Source organism: Aeromicrobium sp. PE09-221, from assembly GCF_002174305.1.
GTDB lineage: Bacteria > Actinomycetota > Actinomycetes > Propionibacteriales > Nocardioidaceae > Aeromicrobium.
The window spans coordinates 61770-88455 of record NZ_MIJB01000021.1 but is presented as its reverse complement, the minus strand read 5'-3'; the positions used below and the strand labels follow the sequence as shown (position 1 = coordinate 88455).

Annotated in this window: 24 protein-coding genes and 1 tRNA gene; 4 read left to right on the top strand and 21 right to left on the bottom strand. The window is 67.5% G+C overall.

The features are described from left to right. Positions 1–189: 189 nt before the first annotated feature. The gene (locus tag BHE97_RS11700; RefSeq protein ID WP_087624219.1) at positions 190–678 is read right to left on the bottom strand and encodes a GNAT family N-acetyltransferase; all 489 of its coding nucleotides are present in this window, start codon (positions 676–678) and stop codon (positions 190–192) included. A 121-nt stretch (positions 679–799) separates the two neighbouring features. Here BHE97_RS11700 and BHE97_RS11695 point away from each other — a divergent pair, with 121 nt between their 5' ends. Then, positions 800–2107 carry an MFS transporter gene (locus tag BHE97_RS11695; protein ID WP_087624218.1) on the top strand — a complete coding sequence of 436 codons (1308 nt, stop codon included), beginning with the start codon at positions 800–802 and terminating at the stop codon, positions 2105–2107. 168 nt (positions 2108–2275) lie between these two features. On the opposite strand, the gene BHE97_RS11690 is transcribed toward BHE97_RS11695, so the two are convergent. The 4 genes from BHE97_RS11690 to BHE97_RS11675 all read right to left on the bottom strand — a co-directional run bounded on the left by BHE97_RS11690 (position 2276) and on the right by BHE97_RS11675 (position 6668). Next, positions 2276–3217, bottom strand: a complete 942-nt coding sequence (locus tag BHE97_RS11690) for an oxidoreductase (RefSeq protein ID WP_087624217.1) — start codon at positions 3215–3217, stop codon at positions 2276–2278. A 68-nt stretch (positions 3218–3285) separates the two neighbouring features. Next, on the bottom strand, positions 3286–4068 hold the full coding sequence (locus BHE97_RS11685) for a maleylpyruvate isomerase family mycothiol-dependent enzyme (protein ID WP_087624216.1): 783 nt from the start codon (positions 4066–4068) through the stop codon (positions 3286–3288). Positions 4069–4204: 136 nt separating this feature from the next. Next, positions 4205–4702, bottom strand: a complete 498-nt coding sequence (locus BHE97_RS11680) for a hypothetical protein (protein ID WP_087624215.1) — start codon at positions 4700–4702, stop codon at positions 4205–4207. Positions 4703–4808: 106 nt separating this feature from the next. After that, positions 4809–6668: an acyl-CoA dehydrogenase gene (locus BHE97_RS11675; RefSeq protein WP_087624214.1), complete on the bottom strand. Its 1860-nt coding sequence runs from the start codon at positions 6666–6668 to the stop codon at positions 4809–4811. A gap of 394 nt (positions 6669–7062) precedes the next feature. Here BHE97_RS11675 and BHE97_RS11670 point away from each other — a divergent pair, with 394 nt between their 5' ends. Beyond that, positions 7063–7983: a LysR family transcriptional regulator gene (locus BHE97_RS11670; RefSeq protein WP_087624213.1), complete on the top strand. Its 921-nt coding sequence runs from the start codon at positions 7063–7065 to the stop codon at positions 7981–7983. Between the two features lie 10 nt (positions 7984–7993). Here BHE97_RS11670 and BHE97_RS11665 read toward each other — a convergent pair whose 3' ends face one another. Both BHE97_RS11665 and BHE97_RS11660 read right to left on the bottom strand, forming a co-directional pair. Continuing rightward, entirely contained in the window at positions 7994–9202 is a 1209-nt protein-coding gene (locus BHE97_RS11665; protein WP_170931385.1) for a GAF domain-containing SpoIIE family protein phosphatase, read from the bottom strand. Positions 9203–9252: 50 nt separating this feature from the next. Beyond that, a complete protein-coding gene (locus BHE97_RS11660) occupies positions 9253–10002 on the bottom strand; it encodes an enoyl-CoA hydratase (RefSeq protein ID WP_087624211.1) in 750 nt (249 codons plus the stop codon). Between the two features lie 52 nt (positions 10003–10054). Between BHE97_RS11660 and BHE97_RS11655 the strand changes: the two genes are divergently transcribed. Further along, positions 10055–10125: transfer RNA gene (locus BHE97_RS11655), tRNA-Gly, on the top strand. 329 nt (positions 10126–10454) lie between these two features. Here BHE97_RS11655 and BHE97_RS11650 read toward each other — a convergent pair. The 5 genes from BHE97_RS11650 to BHE97_RS11630 form a co-directional block, all read right to left on the bottom strand. Continuing rightward, entirely contained in the window at positions 10455–11654 is a 1200-nt protein-coding gene (locus BHE97_RS11650) for a type II toxin-antitoxin system HipA family toxin (protein WP_201791424.1), read from the bottom strand. Beyond that, a complete protein-coding gene (locus BHE97_RS11645) occupies positions 11654–11953 on the bottom strand; it encodes a helix-turn-helix transcriptional regulator (RefSeq protein WP_170931384.1) in 300 nt (99 codons plus the stop codon). Before BHE97_RS11645 ends, BHE97_RS11650 begins: the two co-directional genes overlap by 1 nt. A gap of 383 nt (positions 11954–12336) precedes the next feature. Then, positions 12337–12981 carry a GntR family transcriptional regulator gene (locus BHE97_RS11640; protein WP_236757657.1) on the bottom strand — a complete coding sequence of 215 codons (645 nt, stop codon included), beginning with the start codon at positions 12979–12981 and terminating at the stop codon, positions 12337–12339. A 78-nt stretch (positions 12982–13059) separates the two neighbouring features. Continuing rightward, positions 13060–14751 (bottom strand): dihydroxy-acid dehydratase, encoded by a 1692-nt coding sequence (locus BHE97_RS11635; protein ID WP_087624208.1) that lies wholly within the window; start codon positions 14749–14751, stop codon positions 13060–13062. 1 nt (position 14752) lies between these two features. Continuing rightward, positions 14753–15649, bottom strand: a complete 897-nt coding sequence (locus BHE97_RS11630) for a carbon-nitrogen hydrolase family protein (RefSeq protein WP_201791423.1) — start codon at positions 15647–15649, stop codon at positions 14753–14755. Between the two features lie 117 nt (positions 15650–15766). Here BHE97_RS11630 and BHE97_RS11625 point away from each other — a divergent pair, with 117 nt between their 5' ends. Continuing rightward, entirely contained in the window at positions 15767–17101 is a 1335-nt protein-coding gene (locus tag BHE97_RS11625; protein ID WP_087624206.1) for an MFS transporter, read from the top strand. A gap of 355 nt (positions 17102–17456) precedes the next feature. Here BHE97_RS11625 and BHE97_RS11620 read toward each other — a convergent pair whose 3' ends face one another. The 9 genes from BHE97_RS11620 to BHE97_RS11580 all read right to left on the bottom strand — a co-directional run bounded on the left by BHE97_RS11620 (position 17457) and on the right by BHE97_RS11580 (position 26617). Next, positions 17457–18503, bottom strand: a complete 1047-nt coding sequence (locus tag BHE97_RS11620; protein WP_236757656.1) for an iron chelate uptake ABC transporter family permease subunit — start codon at positions 18501–18503, stop codon at positions 17457–17459. Further along, on the bottom strand, positions 18500–19501 hold the full coding sequence (locus BHE97_RS11615) for an iron ABC transporter permease (protein WP_087624205.1): 1002 nt from the start codon (positions 19499–19501) through the stop codon (positions 18500–18502). Before BHE97_RS11615 ends, BHE97_RS11620 begins: the two co-directional genes overlap by 4 nt. Positions 19502–19533: 32 nt before the next feature. After that, on the bottom strand, positions 19534–20544 hold the full coding sequence (locus BHE97_RS11610; RefSeq protein WP_087624204.1) for an iron-siderophore ABC transporter substrate-binding protein: 1011 nt from the start codon (positions 20542–20544) through the stop codon (positions 19534–19536). Positions 20545–20637: 93 nt separating this feature from the next. After that, on the bottom strand, positions 20638–21501 hold the full coding sequence (locus tag BHE97_RS11605) for an AraC family transcriptional regulator (RefSeq protein WP_087624203.1): 864 nt from the start codon (positions 21499–21501) through the stop codon (positions 20638–20640). A gap of 67 nt (positions 21502–21568) precedes the next feature. Further along, on the bottom strand, positions 21569–22507 hold the full coding sequence (locus tag BHE97_RS11600) for an ABC transporter substrate-binding protein (protein WP_087624202.1): 939 nt from the start codon (positions 22505–22507) through the stop codon (positions 21569–21571). After that, positions 22504–23643 (bottom strand): LLM class flavin-dependent oxidoreductase, encoded by a 1140-nt coding sequence (locus tag BHE97_RS11595; RefSeq protein ID WP_087624201.1) that lies wholly within the window; start codon positions 23641–23643, stop codon positions 22504–22506. The genes BHE97_RS11600 and BHE97_RS11595 overlap by 4 nt, the downstream gene beginning before the upstream one ends. Continuing rightward, complete coding sequence (locus BHE97_RS11590) at positions 23636–24463, bottom strand: LLM class flavin-dependent oxidoreductase (protein WP_170931383.1); 828 nt, start codon at positions 24461–24463, stop codon at positions 23636–23638. The genes BHE97_RS11595 and BHE97_RS11590 overlap by 8 nt, the downstream gene beginning before the upstream one ends. Positions 24464–24533: 70 nt before the next feature. Then, complete coding sequence (locus BHE97_RS11585) at positions 24534–25538, bottom strand: ABC transporter substrate-binding protein (protein ID WP_087624199.1); 1005 nt, start codon at positions 25536–25538, stop codon at positions 24534–24536. Next, a complete protein-coding gene (locus tag BHE97_RS11580) occupies positions 25535–26617 on the bottom strand; it encodes an LLM class flavin-dependent oxidoreductase (RefSeq protein ID WP_087624198.1) in 1083 nt (360 codons plus the stop codon). The genes BHE97_RS11585 and BHE97_RS11580 overlap by 4 nt, the downstream gene beginning before the upstream one ends. Between the last annotated feature and the right edge of the window lie 69 nt (positions 26618–26686).

Sequence of the window (26686 nt, the reverse complement as noted above, 5' to 3'; positions counted from 1 at the left end):
GGGTGGTGCCGCGGTGGGTCTCGGCCACTCGCGTGCAGCTTCTGATCACCGGGTGGTCGACGGCGAGCAGGGCTCGCGCTTCCTGGCGGATATCGCCTCCCTGCTGCGCGACCCCGGCCGGGCGATCACCTTCTGAACACGAGACGAGGGGTCTGTCGCCGCGGCGACAGACCCCTCGTCTCATGTGGCTCAGGAGCCGGGACGCACCATCATGATGTTCACCGGGCCGCCCTCGGCCAGCACACCTACCTCTTCGAACCCGCGGCCGGAGTGGAAGGCCAGCGACGCGTCGTTGTGGTCGTATACCTCGAGGCCGATCGGCTTCTCTCCCTCGATGGCGTCGTAGAGCTGCGAGGCGACGCCCTTGCGTCGGTGATCCGCCGAGACGACGATCCGGTCGAGGTAGACGTACTCGGAGGTCTCGAAGTACTCGTCGAACCAGCGGTAGCGGCTGGAGTCGTAGTCGACCCCGGGAGGGAGTGTGATGACGAAGCCGGCGATGTCGCCTTCGTCGGTCATGACGAGGGCGTCGTCGGCCATCTCCACGAGCGCTGCCGTGGCGGCGCGGTCGAGAGGACCGACACCCTCGAGGGCGCCCTGGTTGATCTCGACGATCGTGTCGAGGTCCTCTCCGGTGATGGGTCGGATGGTCGTGGTCTGCGTCAGAACTGGGCTCATCGTCAACAGACGTTATGTCAGGCGCGGGGGTTTACGCCAGTCGAATACCCGATTAAGTGATAGAGATCACAGCATCTCGGCCGGCGGCGGGGTGATCTATCGCCGAGCGTAGAATGCCTTGGTGAATCAGGCTTTTCGAGATCGCCGCTATCGTGCGGCCCTCGTCGTCTGGGCCGTCGCCGTCACGACCTATCTGTTGGCGGTCTTCCAACGTTCATCGCTCGCTGTCGCGGGGTTGGCGGCATCGGAGCGCTTCGACATCTCGGCCGCACAACTGGCGACCTTCACGATGCTCCAGCTGCTGGTGTACGCGGCGATGCAGATCCCGGTCGGTCTGCTGGTCGACCGCTTCGGCCCGCGGGCGGTCATGCTCAGCGGCACGGTGGTGCTGGCACTCGCGCAGGCGGGATTCGCGGTGGCCGATACGTATCCGATGGCGATCGTGGCCCGTGTGTTCGTCGGCCTCGGCGACGCCATGACCTTCGTCTGCGTGCTGCGGCTCATCAACTCGTGGTTCTCGCCGCGGCGGATCCCGCTCATCACACAGATCACCGGCCCGATCGGACAGATCGGGGCCATCGCGGCTGCCGCGCCGATGACGTGGGCCCTCGGGACGATCGGCTGGACGTCGGCCTATCTCGTGGCGGCATCGACGAGCGTGATCGCAGCGATCGCGGTGGTGCTCCTCGTGCGCGACGAGCCCGCTCGCCGCAGCGTGCGCGGGGTCGAGATGTCCTGGTCCAATATCCGCACCAGCCTCACGGCATCGTGGGCCCACCCGGGCACCCGGCTGGGCTTCTGGTGTCACTTCACCACCCAGTTCAGCTCGACGTGCCTGGGACTGCTGTGGGGCTTCCCCTTCTTCGTGCGGGGCGAGCACACCAGCGAGGCTTTCGCCAATGTGCTGCTGACGATCATGGTGGTGGCGGTCATCGTGGCCGGTCCGCTGCTGGGCTGGTTCGTGGGTGCCTATCAGTGGCACCGGTCCTCGCTGGTCCTGGCGATCGTCTGGGCGATCGTGGCGGCGTGGACCCTCGTCCTCGCCTGGCCAGGCAGTGCGCCGAGCTGGATGCTGATCGTGCTCGTGGTCGTCGTGGGCGTAGGCGGCCCGGCATCGATGATCGGATTCGATCTCGGCCGCACGTCCAATCCGATCGAGAGGCTGGCGAGTGCGACCGGCATCATCAACCAGGGCGGCTTCACCGCGAGCCTGATCCTCGTCGTCGCGATCGGCATCATCCTCGATCTCGCGTCCCCCGCCTCGGGCACGTACACGCCCGGGGCGTTCAAGCTGGCGATGAGCTTCCAGTACGTGCTGTGGGGGATCGGCCTGATCCAGATCTGGCGCTATCGGCATAAGGCGCGCCACTACCTGCGGGCCGACTACCCCGAGCAGTGGAGCCGCTGGTCCGGCCGTGACTGGGACTGACCCGTCCCACCCCGGGCGGTGCGTCTGCGTCCATTCGTACCCCGGGCGGTGCGTCAGCGTCCGTTCACCGATGCGGACGGACGCTGAGTCACCTGCCGGCGGAGGGGTGCACGGAGGAGGTGCCTCTGGGGCAGCCATCGCGACCACGGAAGCACATCCTGCGCTCGCTCAGGTCACGTCGAAGACGACTCCCGTGGCGCTCTGCGAGGCCGACCACAGCGCATCGGCGAGGCGCGGATCGCGGGCCAGGCGTGTCGACCCGACGGTGCGGGGGTGGCGCCCGCGCAGCTGCTGGAACCCGTCCGGGCCTATGTAGTCGCCTCCCGTCAGCGTCGGATCCGTGGCGGCGCGCAGGAGTGGCAGGGCCCCATGCGCGGCGGGCTGGCCGATGATGCCGGTGACCTGGTGGATCGCGATGCCCGGCAGCGACCTGCCTCGCAGGTTGACTCCGGACTTGGTGAGGTTCGTGGAGGCGTAGCCCGGGTGGGCCGCGACGCTCACCACCGGAAGGCCCGCGGCCTCTGAACGGCGGGCGAGCTCCCATGCGAAGAGCAGATTGGCGAGCTTGGACTCGGCATACGCATTCCACCGCCGGTAACGACGGGGTGAGCCCTCCGGGGTCAGCGCGCGCAGGTCGATGCCGCGGGCGCTGGCATGTGCCAAGGACGAGACGGTCACGATGCGGGCGCCATGGCGCAATGCCGGCCATAGGCCGGCGGTCCAGGCGAAGTGGCCGAGGTGGTTGGTGCCCATCTGGAGCTCGAAGCCGTCTCGCGTACGGGCGAAGGGCGGGATCATGACGCCGGCGTTGTTCACCAGGATGTCGATCCGCGGCTCGGCTGCGGCGAGATCCTGGGCGGCGGCTGTCGTCTGGGTGAGGTCCGCGAGATCGAGCTCGACGACCGAGATGTCGCTGCCCGGAGCCTCCTCCCGCAGCCGGCGCACCGCGTCTTCGGCCTTGCGGGTGTCACGGGCCGTCACGACGAGTCGCGCGCCCCGGCGGGCCAGGCCGAGGGCCGTGTGCGCCCCCAGCCCTCCGGTGACGCCGGTGATGACCGCCGTCTGTCCGGAGAGATCGCCGATATCGGTCGTGCTCCACCGCTCACTCATGCTGTTGCCGCCTGGACCGAGATGTGCTCACTGCTCGCTCGCTCATGGTCATGAGACTACGCGTGAGGTCAGGGCGTGACAGCGAGTCCGGTGAGGACGCGGTGGGCCAGTTCGGTGTCGCCGTCGACCTCTACCGGCACCTGTCCGGGCTTGCGCCGTCCTCCGCCGAGGACGATGAACGCCTCTGTTGGCATCGTCAGCGTCGTCGCCGGATCCGCGTTGTCGTCCACGGCCGCGCGTCCATCGTCGTTGACGACGACGGTGGCGGCGAAGGGCAGGGGACCGGTCACGATGATGGCGACGGGATGGCCGGCGGGTGCCTGCGCACGCTTGCCGATCACGAAGGGGAGGGCCGCGCGGAAGGACTGGACGGTCACCTGGGCACCGGGGGAATCGAGGTTGCCGGTGCGGTTGAGGGCGCGGCGCAGATCCTGTTCGTGCATCCACGCGTCGATGACGCGGTTGCGCAGGAGCGTCTCCCACGTCCAGGGGGCGCCCGCGGGCGTGCTGGGCGCGGGGGCGGCGGGGTCATCGGGCAACACCGCCAGTTGGGCGGCGCGTCGGTCTACGACCTCGCGGAGCCGGACCAGAAGGTCGGGCAGACCCACATCGTGCAGGGCATCGACCCCGGCCTGCGTGTAGTCCTGGGGGACGGCCGAGGGCCCGGCGGTGTCGGCGGTCTCGGTGCCGTCGGCGAGGACCTCCTCGAGATGGACGAGGTGGGCCACGATGTCGCGGACGGACCATCCGGGCAGATCGGTGACTCGATCGGCATCCTCGGGGAGGAGCTCGAGATCGAGGATCGCGCCCATCGAGTGGCGCCACGCGTCGACATAGGTCCGCAGGCTCATGGCTTCAACCTAGGGCATCGCATTCGCTGGCGTCCCACTAGCGCTCACCTCCCCGTTGAGTGTGACGTTTGGACGGTGGAACGCGTCATTTCGCCGTCCAAACGTCACAATCAACGGGGAGGCGGGGGCTGCGGGGTCAGGGGGTGGTGCGGCGACGCCAGGTGGTGAGGACGGCGATCACGAGCGCGGCGGCGAGGGAGCCCCAGGCGATCAACGAACCCGTGAGGTCGCGTCCGTCGAGGTCGTTGACGAGCGCGTAGCCATAGCTCGCGCTGTCGGAGAGCTCGTCGCCGGGCGTGCACTCGACCGTCATGTCGGCTCGTCCGTCCTCCATGAGGGCGATGAGATGCCAGCGGGTCCCGTCTGTCATGACGGTGACATCGACGATGGAGTCGCTCGATATCTCCGTGCGCTCCTCGCCCGGTCCGACCGCCTCGCAGGTGATATCGCGACCGGGCTGGGGGAGATCGGTGAGGACGGCGACATCGTGGCCCTCCGCGTCGAAGGGCTGCCCGGACGGGATCACTGTGCTGTCGCGCAACTCGTCCCAGGTCCCGGCGGTGAAGGCCACCGCGACGATCCAGCCGAGGGCGGACACGAGGGCAGCGACGACGTACCACCAGCGAGACCTCACTGCGCCACCTTGCCACATGGACCGAGATTTGCTCCCTGTTGGTCAACCGTGGTGGTCGGTGGTTGACGTTTGGGGAGCAAATCTCGGTCCAGGGCGGGTCAATCGGTCAGAACGCGGACTCGTCGAGGTCCATGAGGTCGAGGTCGACGGACTCTGCGAGCTGTCGCTCCGAGGTGAGCTTGGGCAACACGGTCTTGGCGAACCAGGACGCGGCGGCGACCTTGCCCTCGTAGAAGGATCGGTCCGTACCCGAGGCTCCGGAGTCGAGTGCCGCGAGTGCCACCTCGGCGCCGCGCAGCAGCAGCCACGAGACGACCAGGTCGCCGAGCACGTAGACCAGGCGGGTCGTGTTCAACGCGACCTTGTAGACATTGCGGGCATCGCCGGTCTCCTCGGCCGGGCTCGCCGCCATCAGGTCGTTGAACATCGCGCCGACGATCGCCTGGGTGTCGGCGAGTCCCTGCGCGAGCAGGTCGCGCTCGACCTTGAGACGACCGTTGCCGGCCTCGCTGTCGACGAACGCCTGGATCTCGTTGTTCAGGAAGGTCAGCGCCTGGCCGTTGTCCTTGACGATCTTGCGGAAGAACAGGTCCTGACCCTGGATTGCCGTGGTGCCCTCGTAGAGGGTGTCGATCTTGGCATCGCGGACGTACTGCTCGATCGGGTAGTCCTGCAGGAAGCCCGATCCGCCGAAGGTCTGCAGCGCCTCGGTGCCCAGCAGCACCCACGAGCGCTCCGAGCCGTAGCCCTTGACGATCGGCAGCAAGAAGTCGTTGACCGACTCCGCCAGAGCGGCGTCCTCGCCGGCGGCCTTCTTGACCGCGATCTCGTCCTGCCAGGTGCCGGTGTAGATCATCAGCGATCGCAGGCCCTCGGCGAAGGACTTCTGCGTCATGAGCGACCGACGCACGTCCGGATGATGGGTGATGGTGACGCGCGGGGCCGTCTTGGCTGGATCGAGCAGGTCGGCGCCCTGTACCCGCTCCTTGGCGTACTCCAGGGCGTTGAGGTAGCCGGTCGAGAGGGTCGCGATGGCCTTGGAGCCGACCATCATGCGGGCGTTCTCGATGACGCGGAACATCTGATCGATGCCGTTGTGGACCTCGCCGAGCAGCCAACCGATGGCGGGCTCACCGTCGCCGAAGGTCACCTCGCAGGTGGTGGAGACCTTGATGCCCATCTTCTTCTCGACATTGGTCACATAGGCGCCGTTGCGCTCGCCGGTGAGCTCACCGGTCTCGAGATCGAAGTGCAATTTGGGGACGAGGAACAGGCTGAGGCCCTTGGTTCCGGGTCCGCCGACACCCTCGACCCCGTGGGGGCGGGCGAGGACGAGGTGCATGATGTTCTCGCTCATGTCGTGCTCGGCGGAGGTGATGAAGCGCTTGACGCCCTCGATCCGCCAGGTGCCGTCCTCATTGGGGAAGGCCTTGGTGCGTCCGGCGCCGACATCCGATCCGGCATCGGGCTCGGTCAGCACCATGGTGGTGCCCCAACGGCGCTCGACGATGTGTTCGGCGATCTTCTTGTCGCGCTCGGTGCCGTTCTCCCACACGATCCGGGCGAAGGCCGGGCCGGCGCCGTACATCCAGATAGGCGGATTGGAGCCGAGGATGAACTCGCCGAGGGACCAGATGAGCGAGGAGGGCGCGGGCTGGCCGCCGAGCTCCTCAGGCAGCTGGAGGCGCCACCATTCGGAGTCCATCCAGGCCTGGTAGCTCTTGGCGAACTCGGGGTTCATGGTGACCGTCTTGGCATCGGGATCGTAGACCGGCGGGTTGCGGTCCGCGTCGGCGAAGGAGGCAGCCAGGTCCTCGCGGGCGAGACGCTCGACTTCCGCGAGGATGCTCTTGGCGGTGTCGGTGTCGACCTCTGCGAAGGGACCGCTGCCCAGTACCGCGCTGCGGTCGAATAGCTCGAAGAGGTTGAACTCGACATCGCGGAGATTGCTCTTGTAGTGGCTCATGCCATCGTCCTTTGCACGAGATGGGGGGTGGTCCGGCGGACTCGGAACTACTGCCGGGTAACTTAAGTATCTCGCGAGTAACTTAACAACTCAAGGGCGGGGTCGGCAGGAGTTCGCCGAAAAAGGAGAAGGCCCCAGCTCCTCGGGGGAGAGCTGGGGCCTTCGCTGGTCGGCAGCGGGTGGTCACTGCCAACGCGCGGGCACGCGGCGGTAGCCGTCCGTGCGTACGAGCTGCACCGTGCGGGTGACCCCCACGGCGAGCGTGATGGCGGCCAGTGCGGTGATGGCGATCATGAGGGCTCCCTTCGTTCGAGTCGGTGTCACCCTCCATGATGGCCGCCACGACTGCCAAGAACAATCGAACTGAGCTACATGTATCGTGTAGTTTCTCTACATGGATATTCGCCGCCTTGGGATTCTGCGTGAATTGGCTGAGCGGGGGTCGGTGGCTGCGGTGGCCGATGAGATGAAGGTCACCCCGTCGGCCATCTCTCAGCAGCTCAAATTGCTCGAACGGGAGGCCGGATTCCAGTTGGTGGAGCCTGCTGGGCGCGGCGTTGCGCTCACCTCCGCGGGGCGGGCGCTGGCGCGGACGGCGACGGAGATCGCGGTGGCGATCGAGCGGGCCGAGGCGAAGTGGCGCGACTACATGACACGACCGGCCGGCGATGTCAGCCTCACGACATTCCCCACCGGCGGCGAGATGCTGCTCCCCGGCCTCCTGCGGCGGATGGAGGAGGAGCCCAGCGTGCGGTTGGTGTGCCACGACGTCGATCCCACGCACCTGGAGGACATGGCCGACCTCGTCCCCGATTACGACCTCGTCGTGGCGGACACGCCGAGCGCGCGCGAGACCTGGCACGACCGCGATCTCCAAGTCGTCCCGCTCATGAGCGAGCCGCTCGATGTCGCGCTTCCCGAGGACCATCGGCTGGCTCGGCATCAGACGCTGTCGCCCAAGGACGTCACCGGCGAGACGTGGATCGGGGTGCCGAAGGGATATCCGTTCGACGACGTCCTCACGCGGATCGTGACGGTGACCGGCGAGCCGGTGCGGATCGCGCAGCGCTTCAGCGACAACGGCATCGTCGAAACGGTGGTCGCGGCGGGGCACGGCATCGCGATCCTGCCGCGTTTCACCACCCGCGAGCACGGCAACGGCCTCGTGACCCGGCCGCTCGTCGGTATCCGCGCGAAGCGCGAGATCGCCGCAGTGCTGCGGCCGGACCGATTCGAACGACCCTCGGTGCGATTCGTCGTCGAGGCGCTACGCGCCGAGGCACGGGCGGTGGCCGCCGCGCACGGCGCGGCATGAGTTCCGGCTCTCAGGGGCGACGGACGACGAGGAGCGCGATGTTGTCCTCGACGAACTCGTCGCCGACGGTGCTGGCGATGAGCCGGCTGCAGGCGGTCTCCGGGTCGTCGTCCGCCGAGAAGTGCTTGCGGACGAGTTCCAGTTGCCGGTCCGTGGACCGACTGCGTGGATCCTGGGCGTCGATGGGTCGTTCGACCAGCCCGTCGGTGTAGAAGCACAGCGATGAGCCCGCCGGAAAGGCGATGGAGACCTCGTTGCGTTCGAAGTCTCCGATGCCGAGCATCGGGTCGCTCTCGATCGGGACCTCCTGCGGCTCCTCGTTCTGGCCGGCGATCAGTGGCGGCCAGTGCCCGGCCGAGCTGAAGGTGACGGTGTCGAAGGGCGGGTGGGTCACGGCATACACGACGGTGGCGAAGGCCCCGTCCTCGAAGTGGCGGATCTTCCGGTCCAGCCGATCGAGAACCTGGGCCGGGCGGACGTAGTCCAGCGCGTAGGCACGTAAGGCACTGCGAAGGCGTCCCATGATCACGGCCGCGGGGAGCCCGTGGCCGACCACATCGCCCATGACGAGACCGATGCCACCGTCGGGCAGGTCGAAGACGTCGTACCAGTCGCCACCGAGATCTCCCTCGGCGGGAACATAACGAGCCGCGGTCTCGAGTCCGCCGATCGAGCGGGGGGTGGTGGGCAACAGGCTCCGCTGCAGGACGAGCGCCGCATCGTGCGCGCGGTGCAGGCCGGTCGGCTCGACGAGAGCGGCGACCCGCTGCGCAAACTCGAAGAGTGTGGCGACGTCGTCGTCGGTGAACTCGTGGCCCTGGAAGGTGCCGACGTGCATCACGCCCAGGAGCTGCGACGGGGCCAGCACCGGGACGCCCAGCAGGGACTGCACGCCCGACGTGCGGATCAGGGGGTTGATGACGTTCTCGCGCGTCACCTGGGAGAGGCTGAGGGGCTGGCGCGACAGTGCGATCCGGCCGGCGAAGCCCTGTCCCACCGGGACGCGGGAGGCCGCTCGAAGGGTGTGGCGCAGGCCGACCGACGCGTACGGCTCGAGGACGGTGCCGTTCTCGCTGACCAGGAGGAGCGACGCGGTCTGCGTGCCCAGTCGCTCGCGGGCCTCGTGGAGGATCGCCAGGATGTCAGGGTCGACGGGGCGGGCGTTGGCGGACGCTGCGTGCGCGCCGACATTCGCCGTCCCTGCCCTGCTCGATGCCATCAGGGAACTGTAGCCGTTAGTGGCCCGCATCGAGAAGAAGGACTCCAGTCTCAACGACGGAAACGGGCCGCGAAGGCGGCGAACTCCTCGCTGCTGAGGGATTCGGCCTGCGCCCATGACTCGAAGTCGAGGGACTCGTTGAGGTCGCCCGTGGCGGCGATCTGAACCGATCGCTTGATGTCGCCCATGAGGTCGGCATTGCGGGAAGTGTACTGCTCGGCGAGCTCGCGGGCCCGGCCCTTGGGCTCCTCGACCAGCTCCTGGGCGATGCCGAGGCGCAGTGCCTTCTCGGCCTCGATGATCTCCCCGGCGTACAGCGCGGCGGCGGTATTGGCCAAGCCGATGCGCTGGGTCAGCATCCACGTGCAACCACCGCCGGGATGCAGGCCGATCTTCGAGAAGGTGGGGCCGAAGCCGGCGAGGGGGCCGGCGATGATGACATCGCAGCACAGAGCGATGTTGAGTCCCGCGCCCACGGCTGCGCCCTGGACCGCCGCGAGGGTGGGGATGGTCAGGCCGCGCAGTCCGAGGAACGAGCCGTAGACGTGCATGAGGTGCTCGCGCAGCTGCTCTGTCGGGCGGCTGGTGTCGCCGAACAGGCTGTCGACATTGGCGCCGGAGCAGAAGGCCTTGCCCTCGCCGGTGACGACGAGGGCTCGGGCATCGGGATCGGCGGCGACGGCGGCGATCGCCTCGCGTAGTTCGTCGAGCAACGGCATGTCGAGGGCGTTGAGCCGGTCGGGGGCGTTGAGGGTGATGGTGCGGATCGGGCCGTCGGCTTCCAGCAACACGAGAGGCATGGCGCTACCGTAGCGTGGAGCGGTCGCGCGGGGCGCTATAGTCGGGGGCGTTGCCGGTGTAGCTCAATGGCAGAGCGCTTGCTTCCCAAGCAAGATACGCGGGTTCGATTCCCGTCACCGGCTCTCGCGCGCAGCGGGCTCTTTCCCGGTGGCGGGAATCGAGTCGGGCCCCTCTTCCGCGCGAAGCGCGCTGGGCAGGGATCCCGTTACCGGCTCTCGGGGCAGTTGAGGTAATTCGCCTTGGATGGTTGAGGTAATTCATTGCCTGGAACTGCAGCCTAGAATGAGCCACCGCCTTCAGCGGTCCCTCGATGAGTAGATTCAGTGAGAGGCGGCGTGTATGGACACGATCAATACGACGGGTCCATTCATGTCAGCTATCCAGCTCGTTCGATACGAGAGACAGCCTTTGGGCAATCGCATCGACCGTTTCCTCGGATAGGTGTGCCTCGTCAGCGTAGGTTGGCCAGGCTCTCACGGCTTCGCGGATCTGGGCCGATCTTGAAGCGGTCGGCGACGGCCATGAGGTCGGTGGTGGTGATGCCCTCGCGGCGTCCGTTGACGGCCATCAGGTGGCGAGCGACCCAGGTGCTGCCCGGTCTGTAGGCGAAGGTCAGGTCGTAGGCGGGTGCGATCTGCCACATGCCTTCCTTTCTCAGGAGGAAGGAGTGGTTCTTCGTGTGGTCGTCGCAGTTGGAGGCGGCGACGTTGAAGGCCATGCGCCGGAACAGTTCCAAGAGCTGCATCTGGTCGACATCGAGATCTCGCGCGACGTTGAAGAGCTGTGCGTAGTCGTGCGTATCGATGAGGTTATAGTCGAGCCCTGCCATCGCGCAGAGCGTCTGGGTCAGCTGTTTCTCGCCCAGCTGACGATCGAATCGCTCGACGAGGAAATGTGCCCGATTGTTCTCTTCGAGTAGCCGAGTGCGGGGCACCTCGATTCCGGCATCACGAGCCATGAGGCTGTACGCGTACTCGATTCGCGTGTACTGCTGCGACGCGCCGAGTTGGGAGTCGGCGCCCATGCCGTCGAACTTCAGAATCCAGTGCTCGTAATGATCTGGCACCGTGATGTTCCCGGGGCGGACATCGCCGGTGTCCGGGTCGATGGCGACGACGGCTTTCGCTCGGGCACCGCCAGCTGATGTTCCCACGGCGATGATCTGACGTAGAGCGTCCTCGCTCGCAGTTTCGCTGCTGAGACTGCCTTCGATTGCCTCACGCGCCGCGATCACGAGAGTCGAGAGGTCGACCGCAGTTGGCCGCGGGTCGCTGGGGCCCGTGTCGGGCACGAACTCCAATGCTCCCATGGCTCGATTGCCCAGGTACGCGAGCCGGTCTAGCGCGGTGACCTGGCTCGCCGGGACACCCAGGCGCGCAAGATCCGCATCGATGACGGCGTTGCCGAAACGATCGGGTAAGGCATCGGCGATGGCAGGAGGTAGGCCCATGAAGGTGTCGTCTTGATAACGAAATCGGTACGGGGATGACCGCCCAGGCATGAGTAGGGGCGATATCTCGATGCCGTTCCGCAGCCATTTCGGGTCGTACGCGAAGACCATCACATTCGGCTGTGACGGAGATGGCGCTAACGCGCCTACGCGCTCTCCCCAAAGAACAACTTGTACTCGCTCGGTCGGCTTGAAGGGCATCAGCGGGCCCTCCTGCGCTTACGGTTGCCGCGGTCGATGGCATCGAGAGGGTTGAATCCCGCGTCCGGGAGCGACAGGCCGTCCAGCCAGTCTTCGAGGTCAAGGGCCCGGATGACCTTGATCAGCGTGATCAGTGCTGCCCCTCGCCCGTGTTCGAGGTTCTGCAGCGCGTTGACACTCACATTCGCGGAATCGGCCAGCTCGGCTTGCGTCACCCGCTGCAGGAGCCGGTGCTCGCGGACGCCCTCGCCGATGGTCGCCAGCCACTCCTCACTCGACCTGCGCTGCATAACACCCATGAAAACAAGTATATCGCCCATTTGCGACAGGTATGACTGTTTTTGAAGGTATGCCATCCGCTTGATGCAGGTGGCCGGTCGGTGGGGTTAGCTGAGTCTCTCGCGATCTCTTCACTATTCTCGTTCCCTGGGTTGGAGATCGTCACGGCAGGAGTCTTCTCACCGCCCTTTCTGAAAGATGTCGCGTGTATACCCGGCGCGTCTGAGACGTCCGCTGGCGCTCGTTGAGCTATACCCCCGCCGGACTCGGACGCTCCGCTTTGCTCACTGGAGATCGATCAGAAACGCTCTGGGGCGTCGGCCCGACACGCGAGACCACCTGCGAATCTCAACCACCCTCGCGCGCGAAGCGCGCTGGCCAGGAGGCCCGTCGTCGGGGCCGATCAGGCTCCTGGCGCGCTCTGCTGGGCCATGATCTGATTGATGAGGATGTCGCGAGTATCGCAGAGGTGGGCCTCGACGGCCGCGCCGGCTGCCTCGGGATTGCGAGCCAGGATCGCGTCGTGAATCGTCCGATGCACCTCGAGCACCTCGCTCAGCGGCCGGGACTGCGTCGTTCGCAAGATCCGCGAATCGATCTGCGCCCGCGCGCGGGCGACCGCTTCGGCCACCTGGGCGTTTCCGGCTGCTCGAAGGATCGCGTCGTGGAAGATCGTGTCGTGCTGATCGAAGGCCGTTTCGTCGTCACCTTCGGTCGCGGCGCTCATCTCCTGGAAGGCCCCCGCCATGCGTTGAAGCTGGACGTGGTCGGAGGACGTGGCTGCGCTGCGCGCCGACGGAACCTCGAGGAGAAGCCGAAGCCCGAACAGATCGCTGATGTCATGGGCGGAGACAGTCAGAATGCGAACACCCCGACTGCGTTCGAAGGCGACGACGCCCTCGGACTCGAAACGCAGCAGGGCTTCGCGGACGGGCGTTCGGGACACGCCGAGGGTCCGCGAGATCTCCACCACCGAGTACAGCTCCCCGGCGCGGAGTTCGCCATGCCGCAGCGCTTCGCGGATGGAAGCGTAGACCCGTTCGGTCAAGGAGCGGTCATTGCTCAGTGGTTGCAACGGGCCTCCGTCTCGTGATCGCGCCGGCGCTAGAACGATAGCCGATCGTCCTCACAAGAAGTCGAGATCGGCCCCCTGGCTCGCCGGCAACACCGTCTGAGCGTAGAGGCGACGCCATCCGCGTCTCGGGAGCGCCGGAGGTTCCCGATCCTCCAGCCGACGAGCCAGCTCGTCCTCAGCAACCAGGAGATCGATGCTGCGCTGCTTCACGTCGAGCCGGATCAGGTCTCCGTCCTCCACCACGCTCAACGGGCCCCCGGCGGCCGCCTCGGGTGCACAGTGGAGCACGACCGTGCCGTACGAGGTGCCACTCATCCGGGCGTCGGAGACCCGCACCATGTCGCGCACGCCACGTCGAGCCAGCTTCGCCGGGATGGGCAGCGCTCCCGCTTCGGGCATGCCGGCCGCGACCGGTCCGGCATTGCGCAACACCAGGACGTGCTCCGGCGTGACATCGAGCTCTGGATCGTCGAGTACGGCGGCGATGTCCTGGTCGAGATCGAGGACGAGGGCAGGTCCGGTGTGCTGCATCAGGTGGGGACTCGCGGCCGAGGTCTTGATCACCGCTCCCTCTGGAGCGAGGGACCCCTGGAGCACGGCGAGGGCGCCGGGTGGGCCAAGAGGGTCCTCGATAGGACGCACCGCGTGCTGCCATGCCGCGTGCTCTTCGGTCTGCTTCACCAGCGTGTCGAGCGGCAGGCCCGAGGCCCCGACGACCGTGAGGTCGAGATGCTCCGTGAGCTGCTTGAGCACGGCGGGGACGCCACCAGATCGGTGCAGGTCCTCCATGTAGAGGGTGCCGGAGGGTTTCAGGTCGACCAGGAGTGGGACCTCGGCGGCGATGGTGTCGAACTCGCCGAGGGTCAGCTCAACACCTGCGCGGCGTGCGACAGCCAGCAGATGGACGAGGGCGTTCGTGGACCCGCCGATGGCCGCGAGCATCTTGATGGCATTCTCGAAGGCCGCGCGCGTCAGGATCTCGGACGGTTTCGGCCCCTGCTGCGCCGCCAACTCGACGATGCGACGACCCGTCGCGGCGCCGTGGCGTAGCCGGGCGCCACTGCTGGCGGGAGGAGTCGCGCCTCCGGGGAGCATCATCCCGAGTGTCTCGGTCAGCACGGCCATCGTCGAGGCTGTGCCCATCACCGCGCAGGTACCGGCTGTCGTCACCAGCTCGCCTCGTGCCTCTACGATCTCGTCGGTGTCGAGGACCCCGCCTCGGTGATCGCCCCAGAGGCGTCGGCAGTCGGTGCACGCGCCCAAGCGTTGCCCCCGCCAGCTTCCGGTCATCATGGGCCCGACGACTTCGAGGAGCACGGGCTTCGTCGACGACGCTGCGGCCATCAACTGCGCCGGGACCGTCTTGTCACAGCCCCCGAGCAGGACGGCCCCATCCATAGGCAGGGCGTTGACCATCTCCTCGGTGTCCATCGCCATCAGATTGCGGTAAAGCATGGACGTCGGAGAGGTGAGGATCTCCCCGAGCGAGATCGTCGGAAACTCCATCGGGAGCCCCCCCGCCTCCAGCACTCCGCGCTTCACCGCCTCCACCAATGCCGGCATGTCGCGGTGACAGGTGTTGTAGGAGGACGTGGTGACCGCGATGCCGATGATCGGGCGGCCCAGATCGACGTCGTCGTACCCTGCTGACGCGAGGAAGGCCCGGCGCAGGAACCGCGAGAAGCCCTCGTCGCCGTACTTCGTGCGCGAGCGGTCGATGGCCGAACCGCGTTCGTTGGACATGTCAGCTCTTCCCTTCGACGCGGAGGGCGGGGGTGACGAGCGCTCCGTAGAGCTCCGGGCGCCGAGCTGTGAAGATCTCCAGCTCGTACTCGCCGCGTGTCATGGTGAGCTTCTTCTGGCGTGAGGTCGCGGGGGAGAACTGAGCGAAGAAGAGGCCGGGCTCCGTCCCGGCGTCGAGAACCACGTCGCCCCAGGGATCGACCAGCTGACTCCGTCCGAGGTAGTCGATGCCGGCCTCCTCGTCCGCGCGATCGGCGACCGCCAGGTACACGACGTTCTCGAGCGCGCGCACCCGCGTGACCAGATCGGCCAGGCGCGTCGCCGTGGAGGGCCACGCCGTCGGCATCACGATGATGTCGGCACCCTCCAGGGCGAGTGCTCGCGCAGACTCGGGAAACCGAAGATCGAAGCAGATCATCATGCCCACTCGGCCGAAAGGGGTATCGAACACACGAGGCTCGTTGCCGTCGCCCGTGCTCAGGAAGCGGTCCGCGCCCATGAAGGGCAGGTGTTGTTTGCGGTAGCGGCCGATTCGTCCTCCGGGACCGAGGGCGAGCGCGGTGTTGTACAGCGTTTCGTCCTCGGCTCGCTCGATGAGGCCGATGACGACGTGGATGTCGTACTCCGCGGCGGCGTCGACCAGCGGCTGAAGCTCAGCCGCCTGGCACGTGATCGCTACCCGCTCGACCATGGCGAGTTCGGAGAAGGCATAACCCTGGAGGAAGCACTCGGGGAAACAGATCAGGTCCGCTCCCTCCCGTGCGGCGTGGGCGATGAGGTCCACCGCTCGGCGGACATTGGCGTCGAGGCTCCCGAGGACGCTGCCTTCTTGGGCGAGGGCGATGACGGCAGTCGTGTCGGTGGAGATTGCGGGTGGCGGAGAGGAGGTGCTGAACACGGGATCATCCTGTCGAGTGACATGCTGCATGTCAATATTGACTGATTGCATGCAGCATGTCACTCTGACATGTCGTGGCGTGGGCCACACTGTTTCGTCTCGCCGATTGGAGATCCCATGAGCGTCATCCCCCTGAGCGACGCACACCGCCGCGACCTGTCGAAGAAGATCTTCCGAAGACTCGTCCCGCTGCTGTGTCTGGTCTATGTCATCAGCTTCCTCGACCGCACGAACATCGGTTTCGCCAAGGACCGGTTGGAGGTCGACCTCGGCATCTCGGCAGCGGCTTACGGATTGGGCGCCGGACTCTTCTTCCTGACCTATGCGGCCTGCGAGGTGCCGAGCAATCTCTTGATGCGCAAGGTGGGCGCTCGCTGGTGGATCGCCAGGATCATGATCACGTGGGGGCTGCTGTCCATGGCGATGGCCCTCGTCCAAGGCGAGATGTCGTTCTACGTGCTCCGCATGTTGCTCGGAGCGGCGGAAGCAGGCCTCTTTCCCGGGGTGATCTTGTACTTCACCTATTGGTTCACCCGCGAGGAACGCGCGAAGGCGAACGGGTTCTTTCTCCTGGGGGCGTCGATCGCCAACATCGTCGGCGCTCCGCTGGCCGGCGTGTTGTTGACGATGGACGGGATCGGCGGGCTCTTCGGCTGGCAATGGCTCTTCATCATCGAAGGCCTCCCGGCCGTCGTCCTGGCCTTCGTCGTTCTGCGCTTCTTGCCCGACTCTCCGGAGAAGGCGCACTGGGTCTCAAATGAGGAAGCAGCGGATCTGCGAGCCCGGCTCGACGCGGAGGAAGCCGAATCGGTGGACAAAGACGGGCGCCACGCCGTCGCGCAGGTCCTTCGCGATGTCCACATCATCATGGCTATCGTCGTCTACTTCTGCCACCAGGTGGCCATCTATGCCGTGGCGTACTTCCTGCCCAGCATCATCGGCAAGGACGCCTCCCTCAGCTCAGTGCAGATCGGCTTGCTCGTGATGCTGCCGTGGTTGGCTTCGGGAATCGGGGCGCTGCTGCTCCCACGGCTCGCTACCACGGCGAGCCGCGCTCGAGGACTCATCTGCGTGGCCTTGCTCGTCATGGCGGCCGGGTTCACCGTCGGCTTGCTGACCGGCCCGGTCCTGGGCCTCATCGGCATGTGCTTCTCGGGCTTCGTCTTCTGGTGTGTGAACTCGACGATCTTCACGTTCCCCGCGTCGCGGTTGAGCGGCGCCGCGCTCGCTGGCGGCATCGCCTTCGTGAACTCCTGCGGGATCCTGGGCGGATTCGTGGGTCCGTACCTGATGGGGCTCGTGGAGAGCGCGACAGGGAATCCATCCTCGGGACTGTGGGTCGTCGTCGTCCTCCTGTGTCTCGGCGCCGTCCTGACGTTGTTCCTGCGACAGGGGCATGAGAGCCCGAAGCGGGCGGCGCCCCCGCAGACGAGTGCCGCCGTGCGGGGATAGTCCCGGTCTCCGTCGCGCTGCTCTGGCCGTCATCGCCCGTGGGGCGATGACGGCCAGAGCCACGCGGCGTCTGAGTCTGCCCGGAGCACACATGCCGCGCGAGATCGGCGGTGGCATCCATCGGCAGTTCCCCGCCCGACCGCAACGAGGTCTAGGGATTTCCGGTGGGGCGGTGGCGGTGATGACCGCTCTTCTTCCCTGCCCCGGTCGGGCGATGCCCTCGCCCGATTTCCATACGTGGGTCCGGCCCTATACGCCGACTGTGACCGTCGTCTCGCCGTGGCGAGCAGCTCGCCTGGCCAGGGCGTCACCATGATCTGGAGGTTCGCCGCCGAGGAGTGGCGGGGTGATCAGTTCACAGTGATCGGCCGGTGCGATTGGTCCTGATGATGAGGTAGAGAAGATAGGGCGCGCCCAGCGCACCAGTCACCACACCCACCGGATAGCGCGTGTCGAAGGCGAGCTGGCCGATGAGATCGCCCGCGAGCACCAGCACGGATCCGACGAGTGCCGCCGGTATGAGCAGGGATCCGTGGCGCACGATGCGCGCTGCGATCGGGCCCGACAGGAAGGCCACGAAGGCGACGGGACCAGCCGCCGACGTCGCGAAGGCGATGAGTCCCACCGCAGCAGTGACCAGGAGTAGGCGTGTGCGCTCGACGCGGACACCGAGAGCGGCGGCGGTCTCCTCGCCGAGCTGCAGCTGGGACAGGTTGCGCGCCTGAGCCAGAAGGATCGGCCCGAACACCGCGAGGGCGACCGCGACAGGTACCACGCCGCTCCACCGGGTGCCGTTGATGCTGCCGGTGATCCACCGCATCGCCTCCTGCAACTCCCACTGCGGTGCCTTGCTCAGGGCATAGGAGGTGACGCTCTCGAGCATCGCGGCGATGCCGATACCGATGAGGATGAGACGTGTGCCGTGAACGCCCCGCCGGAAGGAAAGGAGGTAGATCGTGAGGGCGACACCCAGCGCCACCACGATCGCGAAGACCGAGAGCAGCGTGCCCGAGAGCCCCCAGAAGACGATCCCGACGACCGCGGCCGCGCTCGCGCCCGAGCTGATGCCGATGATGTCGGGGCTGGCGAGCGGATTGCGCAGCATCGTCTGGAAGGTGACGCCGCCGAGCCCGAAGCACACGCCGGCGATGACCGCGAGTGCTACCCGCGGCAGGCGCAGGCGTCCCACTGTGAAGGATGCTCCGGGGACGTCCTGGCCGAGCAGCACGCGGGTGACATCGCCGGGTGGGTAGAACGTGTTGCCCAACATGAGCGATGCCGCCACGAGCAGGATGACGAGCATGCTCAGGACGGTCAGTGTGATCGTCCGTCGGCGCCGACGACCGTCGCGCTCGCGTGCCACTGGATTGGCGCTGTGCGGGGTGGAGCTGAGGGTTCTCACAGCCCGCGGACTTTCTGCCGCCGGACGACAGCGATGAAGAAGGGAGCCCCGATGATCGCCGTGACGATGCCGACCGCCAGCTCGTCCGGACGCGCGACGATGCGTCCCACGATGTCCGATGCGGTGAGCAGCGCGGCACCGACCGCCGCGGAGAACGGCAACAACCACACGTGGTTCACGCCGACCATGAGCCGGCAGACGTGAGGGACGACGAGTCCTACGAAGGCGATCGGGCCGGCGACGGCCGTGATCGCACCGCACAGGATCACGGCTCCGAGCGCGGCGAGTCCCCGGACGACGGCGACCCTCTCGCCCAGGCCCGCGGCGAGCTCGTCGCCGAGGGCCAGCAGGTCGAGGGCGCGTGCCGAGGCCAGGCAGATCACCATGCCGACGATGATGAAGGGCACGGCGGGCGAGATACCGTCGAAGGTCGCTCCACCGACCCCGCCGATCTGCCATGAGCGGACGCTGCCCGCGATATCGCCCCGAGGGAGCACGACGGCGCTGATGAAGGAGGAGAGCGTGGCCGAGGTCGCCGCGCCGGCCAATGCCAGCTTCAGCGGGGTGGCACCACCACGGCCGAGTGACCCCATGACGTACACGAGCACCGCCGTCACTGACGCTCCGCCGATGGCCGTCCAGATCATCGATGTCTGCGTCCACAACCCGAACCAGGCCATACCGGTGACGATGGCCAGCGCGGCCCCCATGTTGACTCCGAGGATCCCCGGGTCGGCGAGCGGATTGCGGGTGACCCCCTGCATGACGGCCCCGGCGATCCCGAGCGCGGCCCCGGCGAGCAATGCCAGCACTGTACGGGGAATACGCTTGGCGATCGCCGCCTGCGCCACAGAGTCGACATCGCCCCGCAGCGCCGCGACGATGTCCGACCACGCGACCTCACGTGAGCCGATGCTCAGTGAGGCGGCGGCGAGTGCGACGAGCAGCGCGAGGACCACGAGCAACCAGAGGCTGCGGACCCGCGCCGGGCGTCGCATGACAACGACACCCGGCGCAGGAGGGGCAGATGTCACGACAACGCTTCGGCGATCAGGGTCACGTAGTCGTCGAGCACCCAGGAGATCGCCAGGGGAGTGGGGTTCGCCGCGGTGCCGAGCGGCCCACTGCCGTCGAGGAAGACCACGGCGTCGTTGGCGACAGCCGGCATCTGAGAGAGCAGGGGGTCGGCCTTCAGAGTGTCGACGAGCTCCTGGTCGCCGTAAGTGACGATCACGTCCACATCGTCGAACATGTCGATCTGCTCGGCGCTGACGCTCGAGGCGAACTCTCCCGCCTCGGATGCCTCCTCGACCGCGGCGGGAGTGCTGAGACCGAGATCGGCGAAGAAGGCCGCGCGCGAGTCGTTGGCGGTGTAGAAGTTGACGGTGCTGAGGTCGGAGCTGTCGACATGGGTCACGAACATGGCCGAGCTCCCCTCCAGCTCCGGATGGGCTTGGACGGTGGACTCGATCTCCTGCTCGAGCTCGGCCACCAGGTCCTCACCCTCCTCCTCGAGGCCGATCGCGGTGCTGTTCACGCGGATGAGGTCACGCCACGAGGTGGCCCAGGGGCCGTCCGGGTAGGCCACGACCGGTGCGATCTCGCTCAGGGTCTCGTAGTCGTCCTCCGACAGACCGGAGTACGCGGCGAGGATGACGTCCGGCTGGGTATCGGCGACGGCCTCGAAATCGATGCCATCGGTCTCGTCGAAGAGGGTGGGGGTCTCCGCGTCGAGTTCTTCGAGGCGTTCCTCGACCCAGGGGAGGATCCCATTGTCGTCGTCATCGCCGAAGTCGGCCGAGGCCATGCCGACCGGCACGACCCCCAGGGCGAGCGGGACCTCGTGGTTGGCCCAGGCCACCGTCGCGACCCTCTCGGGCTTTTCCTCGATGGTGGTCGTTCCGAGGGCATGCTCGATGACGATCGGGTAGTCCCCGTCGCCCGATTCCGAGGACGTCGATGACGAATCGGAGGAGCAGGCTGCTGTCAGGGCCAGGATAGTGCCCGTCGCGACGATGGTGGCGAGGGTACGAGAACGCATGCGTCGTTCACTCTCTGAGTAGGGTTCTGGATGTCGCTCGCCCGAAAGGTGCGAGGCAAGCCTTACCTTAGAGAGAAGGAGGGGCTGGCGCAATCACGCGATCGAGTCGAGCGATGTCGTGGATGCGACATCATGCATCCGGCCGGAGGATGGCCGGAAGCGGCCGGGTGTCAGGCCGGTGGCGCGCCGGAACGCGACCACGAAGGCACTCGGCGAGCTATATCCGACCAGACCGGCGACCTCCTCGACCGTGAGGTCATCGGCCAGATACGCGATCGCGTGCTGCGCCCGGACCGCGGTCTGCCACTGATGGAAGCTGAGTCCGGTCTGGGCGCGGAAGGAGCGCGCGATCGTGCGGGTGCTGACTCGGAGCTCGCGGGCCCACTCGTTGAGTCCGCACCTGTCGGAGGGGTTGGCGAGCACCCGCTCCGCGATCAGGGCGGGCATCCCGCTGCTCGGCACCTGCACGAGCAGTCGATGGGGCGAGGGCTGGATGACATCGAAGACCAGCTGCTCGGTGAGCGTCCGCGAACGATCGGACAACGACGTGTCCTCCAGTCGGGTGAGCAACAGGCTGAGCAGCGGCGTGATCTCCACGGTCATGGGCTCGTCGGCCAGTGCAGGAGTCTCCTCGATGTGGAAATGGGTGGCGCGCTGCGAGGTTCCGGCGCTCGCGACACCGAAGTGCACGGTTCCCGCCGGCATCCAGACGCCGATCCCCGGCGAGATGATCCAGGTCCGGTCCTCGACGGAGACGGTGGAGGCTCCCGTGGTGTTCCACAGGAGCTCGTGTGTGGGGTGGGCATGCGGGGCCCAGCGGGTGTCGCGGGTGATGACCTCCCTGACGCCTTTGATCGTGAAGGGCACATCGAACTCGCCGGCCGCGTATACGGGCAGCGTGCGCTCCTCATCGACCTGGGGGCCGACCGAACGACGGCTCCACGGATCCTCACTCACGTGCTCACTTTAGGCGGATGCGGGGCGGGGGTGGTCGGGGCCTCCCGAGACACCCCGACCACCGGTCTCAGACGGTCGCGGCAGCGTCCAGGACCGCCTCACCGACCCACGGCACGACCGCATCGCGCACCGTTACCCGACGCGGCAGGAGACGGTTGGCGTGCAGTAGATCGGCTGCGCGCTGCTGTTCGTCGAGGAAGGCATCGTCGACGGGGAGCACACCGAAGGGCCGTCCCCGCAGCGCCGCCTCCCACTCGTCCAGATCGGCGTCATGACCGCGGGCCTGCGCGTCATCGACGAAGAATCGCGCCGCCTCCCGCGGGTGCTCCGTGATCCACGCATCCGACTCCTGCAGCGCCTCGACGAGGGCGGTCAGCTCCTCGCGGCGCTGCTCGGCGACGTCGCGCCGGGTGAACCAGAGCGAGGGATGGGAGAAGAGCCCCTCGGTGTCGATGAGAGTGCGCACCGCGGTCCGCGCCTCCACGCCGGCGAGTGCCGGATAAGAGCCGACCCAGGCGTCGATCTCTCCGTCCTCGAACTCCCGGGCCGCATCCACCGAGCTGTCGACCGGCTCGATATCGTCCCAGGTCAGCCCCTCGCGCTCCAGCGCGAACAGGACGAGGGTGGTCTGCCACGAACCGTGCGCGAGGCCCACGCGCTTGCCGCGCAGATCCGCGATCGACGAGATGGAGGAGTCGGCCTTGACGACGATCCGGCCGTTCTCCACGCGCGGGCCCGAGATGCCGATGTACGCGACCTCTCGACCCTGCCCGAGCGCCGTGATCGGCGGCGTGAAGCCCGTGCCGATGACGTCATATCCCTCCTCGGTGAAGAGATGGTCGCTGTGGACCGTGGGGAGTCCCTCGCGGATGCCGGGACGCTCACCGGCGGGCAGGTCGCGCAGATCCACCCAGGTGACATCGGGGAGGCGCTTCTCCAGGACGCCGAGATGGCGCAAGACGAACAGCGAGTTGTTGTGCGGGAAGTATCCGACACGCAGGGTCATGACAGTGCTCCTTGGGGTGAGTGATGGGTAAGGCGAGGAAGGACGAAGTCGCCGACGCGGAACGCCTCCTCGAGATGAGGGACGCCCGCGAGGATGAAGGCGTCCACGCCGGCGTCGACCAAGCCGTTCAGACGTTCGGCGACCTGTTCGTGACTGCCGACGAGACCGAAGGACGGTCCGCCGCGCAACAGCGAGAAACCGCCCCAGACATGGGGTTCGACCTCCAGATCGCGCACATCGCGTACGGGGCCGTCGATGAAGGAGCGTGCCCGGGCGACCCCGACCGAATCGCCGTCGCGGCCCTCGGCGAGCGCCGTCAGGTCCACACCGCTGAAACCATCGCGCACGACCTCCCACGCCTCCGCCTCCGTGTCCCGGGAGACGATGTCGATACGGACCGCGAACCTGGGCGTGCGCCCGAGTGCCTGCGAGGCCGCCCGAACGGCCGTGAACTTCTCCGTCAGCGCGGTGTGCGGCTCCAGCCAGGAGAGGTAGTAGTCGGCAAAGGGTCCGGCGGCCGCGATCGCCGCGGGCGACGAGCCAGAGAAGTAGATCTCCGGGAACGGCTGGTCGGCCAGATCGGTGGGCAGGTAGGCGTCCGCGAGGCGGTAGAACTCACCATCCGCGCTCTGCGGTCGCGGGGCCCAGGACCGACGCAGGAGATCGAGGAACTCGGCCGTACGGGCATAGCGGCGATCGTGCTCAACCTCGTCGCCCCACCACCGCTGGGCGGGCCCCCCGCCACCGGTGATGACGTTATAGACCAGGCGGCCACCGGACAGCTGTTGGAGCGCCGCCGACAGACGAGCCGCACCCCACGGATGCACGAATCCGGGCTGGAAGGCGACCATGAACCGGAACGTCCGCGTCTCCTCGACCAGCGAGGCCGCCGCCGCGAAGGGATCGTCGGTGAAGGGGAATGAGGGCATCAGGCCGCCCACGAAGCCCGAGATCTCCGCCGCCCGGGCGACATCGGCCATGTGCTCCAGGTAGGGGCGGCCGTCGCCGTGCCCATCACCCCAGCCGGGGGCGAGGTGGCCAGGCGCCAGCGGAGCCCAGTCACCACGTGTCTCCGCCCGCCGACGTAGTGTGCTCTGGTCGCCGTGCATCCCGATGCGCCAGTAGACGTCAACCATGGATCAACGCTCCGATCCTCGGTGCGACATGCTCGCCCCAGCGGTAGATCTCCTCTACGCGGTCGCCGACATCGAGGTCCAGCCACGTAGCCCGCTCCGACAGCGGCGCGAGCCGCCCCGCCACGGCGTCGTACGTGCCGACGACCTCGGCCGTCGAGAGACGCTCGACCTCGGTGGACGTCGCCGCACTCGCGAGCGAGACGCGGGCCGCCAGCGGCAGACCGAGATCCGGCCAGGAGTCCGGGTCCAGGGTCTCGACGGCGATGCGGTCGGCCACGCGCGATGCCAGCAGCGCGTCGTCCTCGTCCCTGACGACGATCTCCAGTGGTGGGAGCGGCCGTCCGCTGAGGGGCGAGTCGAGACCGCCGCCCTGGACCCTGAAGTGCTCGCCGGAGAAGTCGTAGGGGCGCTCGCGCCACACGCCACGTGCCACGGTGACGAACTCCTCGATCACGTCGTGGCGTCCACGCCAGCCGCGCGGATCGATCCTCCACGCCAGACGACCGGCGCTGAAGCGCTGGAGCGATGCCGAGAGCTTCGCCGTGTAGACCGGCGTGGCCACGTCCTGGGTCAGCTCGACCGTCCATCGGGTCCGCTGGGTCGCTCGCAGTCCGACGGGCACGACCGCGAGCGCGCTCAATCCGTCGGCGGTGTCGAGCACCACGATCTCCTCGATGCCGACCGCCTCGGCCGCGCGCCGCGCATGGGCGACGAGCTCCCAGGCCCCGATATCGCGCGGACGCTCGTCGCGCACCCGCGGGAGATCGGTCCGATGGCGCCACCGCTTCCAACTCGTATCGAGCACCAATCTCTCGCTCATGCCGCCACCGCCTGGAGGAGAGAGATGGTAGGTCGGCGGCGGCATGAGATGGAGTGGTTGTTTCGCTCGCTCATGCCGCTCCCCGCTCCTCGCGGACGCGCTGGAGTGGCCGCGGGTCGGCCCAGGCGGCGAGATGGATGCTGGCGTCGAGGAAACCGTGCCGTTCGAGGAAGTCGTGCTGCTGCTGGAGCAGCGCCAAGCGCTCCTCGCTCAGCGTGGGCTCGAGGGAGACGTGCAGCGTGTCGCCATAGGCCCGACGTATGCCGTCGTCGCCCGCGCCGGTCTCGCGACCGATGAGCTCCCGCGCTTCGAGCGGATGTTCCCGCGCCCAGTCCGCGGCATCGAGGGTGCGGCGAAGGAAGGCGTCGACGAGTTCGGGGTGCTCGTCGAGCAGGGACGCGTGGACCGTGATGGGCCGGGGTGTCCCGTTGTTCACCCGGAACTCCGGGGCGAGGTCGTCGAGGCGGACTGCGGCCACGGCCCCGATCCGCGAGGCGTCCTCGAGCGAACGGCCTCCCTTCACGTAGACCGCGTCCACCTCACCGCGTTCGAGCTCGTCGATACCGGGCCACGCCGAGGTGGTCCAGCTGCCCCGGCCCACACGGCCGGACACCTCGACCTGGCGGACGTCCTCCAGCGAACGCCCGGCCGACCGCAGTGCGCCGTCGAATCCGTGCAGTGCCATGGCCCGGGGGAAGCTCTCGGCCTTGGTGGCAGCCCAGGCCGGGATCGCCACGCGTGCTCCGGCGAGATCCTCGGCGGACCGGATCCCCGAGCCGGGCAGGGTGAGGATCGACTGCCATTCCTCGATCCAGGTCAACCCGATGAGTCGGGTCGGCGAGCCCTCCGAGCGGGCGACCAGCGCAGGAACATTGCCGCCCTCGCGGATGAGACCGGGAAGTCGGTGGTCGAAGTGCCGGCCCGCGATCTCCGGAGGCGCGTCCTGCAGGATCGACAGGTCGATGCCTCGGTCGGCGAACTCCTCGGTCAGCCAGCCGAGATGATGGGCGACGCCGCTCGCGGTAGGCACAGGGCAGCGGGTGTACCAGAGGGTGTCGACGGTGGTCACGGTCATGCGGAGGCTCCGATGGGCAGGTCGAGGGCGGGCAGGATGGTCTCGGCGATGTGCCGGGATTCCTCCAGCAGGGGATTGCCGGAGAGGATGAAGGTGTCGACCCCGAGTGCCTCGAACTCCTGGAGGCGTTCGATCACCTGAGCGTGCGAGCCGACGATCGCGGTACCCGGTCCGGGGCGGATGAGGCTGAAACCGGGCCACAGATTGGGTGAGACCTCGATATCCCGGGCGTGGTCGGGGACCCGCCCGCCGTGGCCGGCGTGCTGACGTTGAGCGCCGACCGAATCGCTGTCGCGGCCGCGTGAAGCCTGCCAGGAGAAGGTCTGGGGGCTGGTGACCCGGAGGAGGTGATCGGCCCAGTCCCAGGCCTCCCGCTCCGTATCGCGGGCGATGATGTGCACGCGCAGGCCGAACTCGATCGAGCGCCCGTGATCGGCGGCTCGCTGCCGGAGCGCGTCGATCTTCGAGACGAGCTGCTCGGGCGGCTCTCCCCAGGAGAGATAGGTGTCGATGACCTCGCCGGCGAGGTCCAGACCCGCGGCCGACGAGCCGCCGAACCACAGCGGAACGTGTGGCTTCTGGGTCGGCTGCAGCGCTCCGAAGGTCGAGCCCGCGCCCCGGATGTCGTAGTGCTCACCGTCGAAGTCCACGATCTCACCGGCTGTGAGCCTCTTGAAGATCGTCCAGTACTCGCGGGCGAGGGCGTAGCGATCGTCGTGGGCGAGCTCCAGGCCGAAGGTGCGCAGTGTCGCGGAGTCCCCGTTGATGACATTGATGATGAGTCGGCCATCGAAGAGATCGTCGAAGGTGAGGGCCATCTTGGCGAGCAGGACCGGTGAGATGAGACCCGGGTGGACCGCGACGAGCGGACGGAGCTTACGGGTGCGCGCCGCGAGTGCGCTCGCGAGCACCCACACATCGTGGTGGGCGGTCGCGAACAGTGCGCCCGAGTAGGGCAGCGAGTCGATGCTCGCGGCGAGCTGGGTCAGGTAGTCCAGGTCCACGTCGCGCCGCCCCTCCGGCTCCCACGGATAAGCGCCGTCGGACGGGACGATGTACCAGAGTGCTTCTTTGGCCATGGGTCCTCCTTGATCGGAGGCTCAGTAGATCGTCACGATGCCGGGATGAATTCATGTCTCGACATGTGA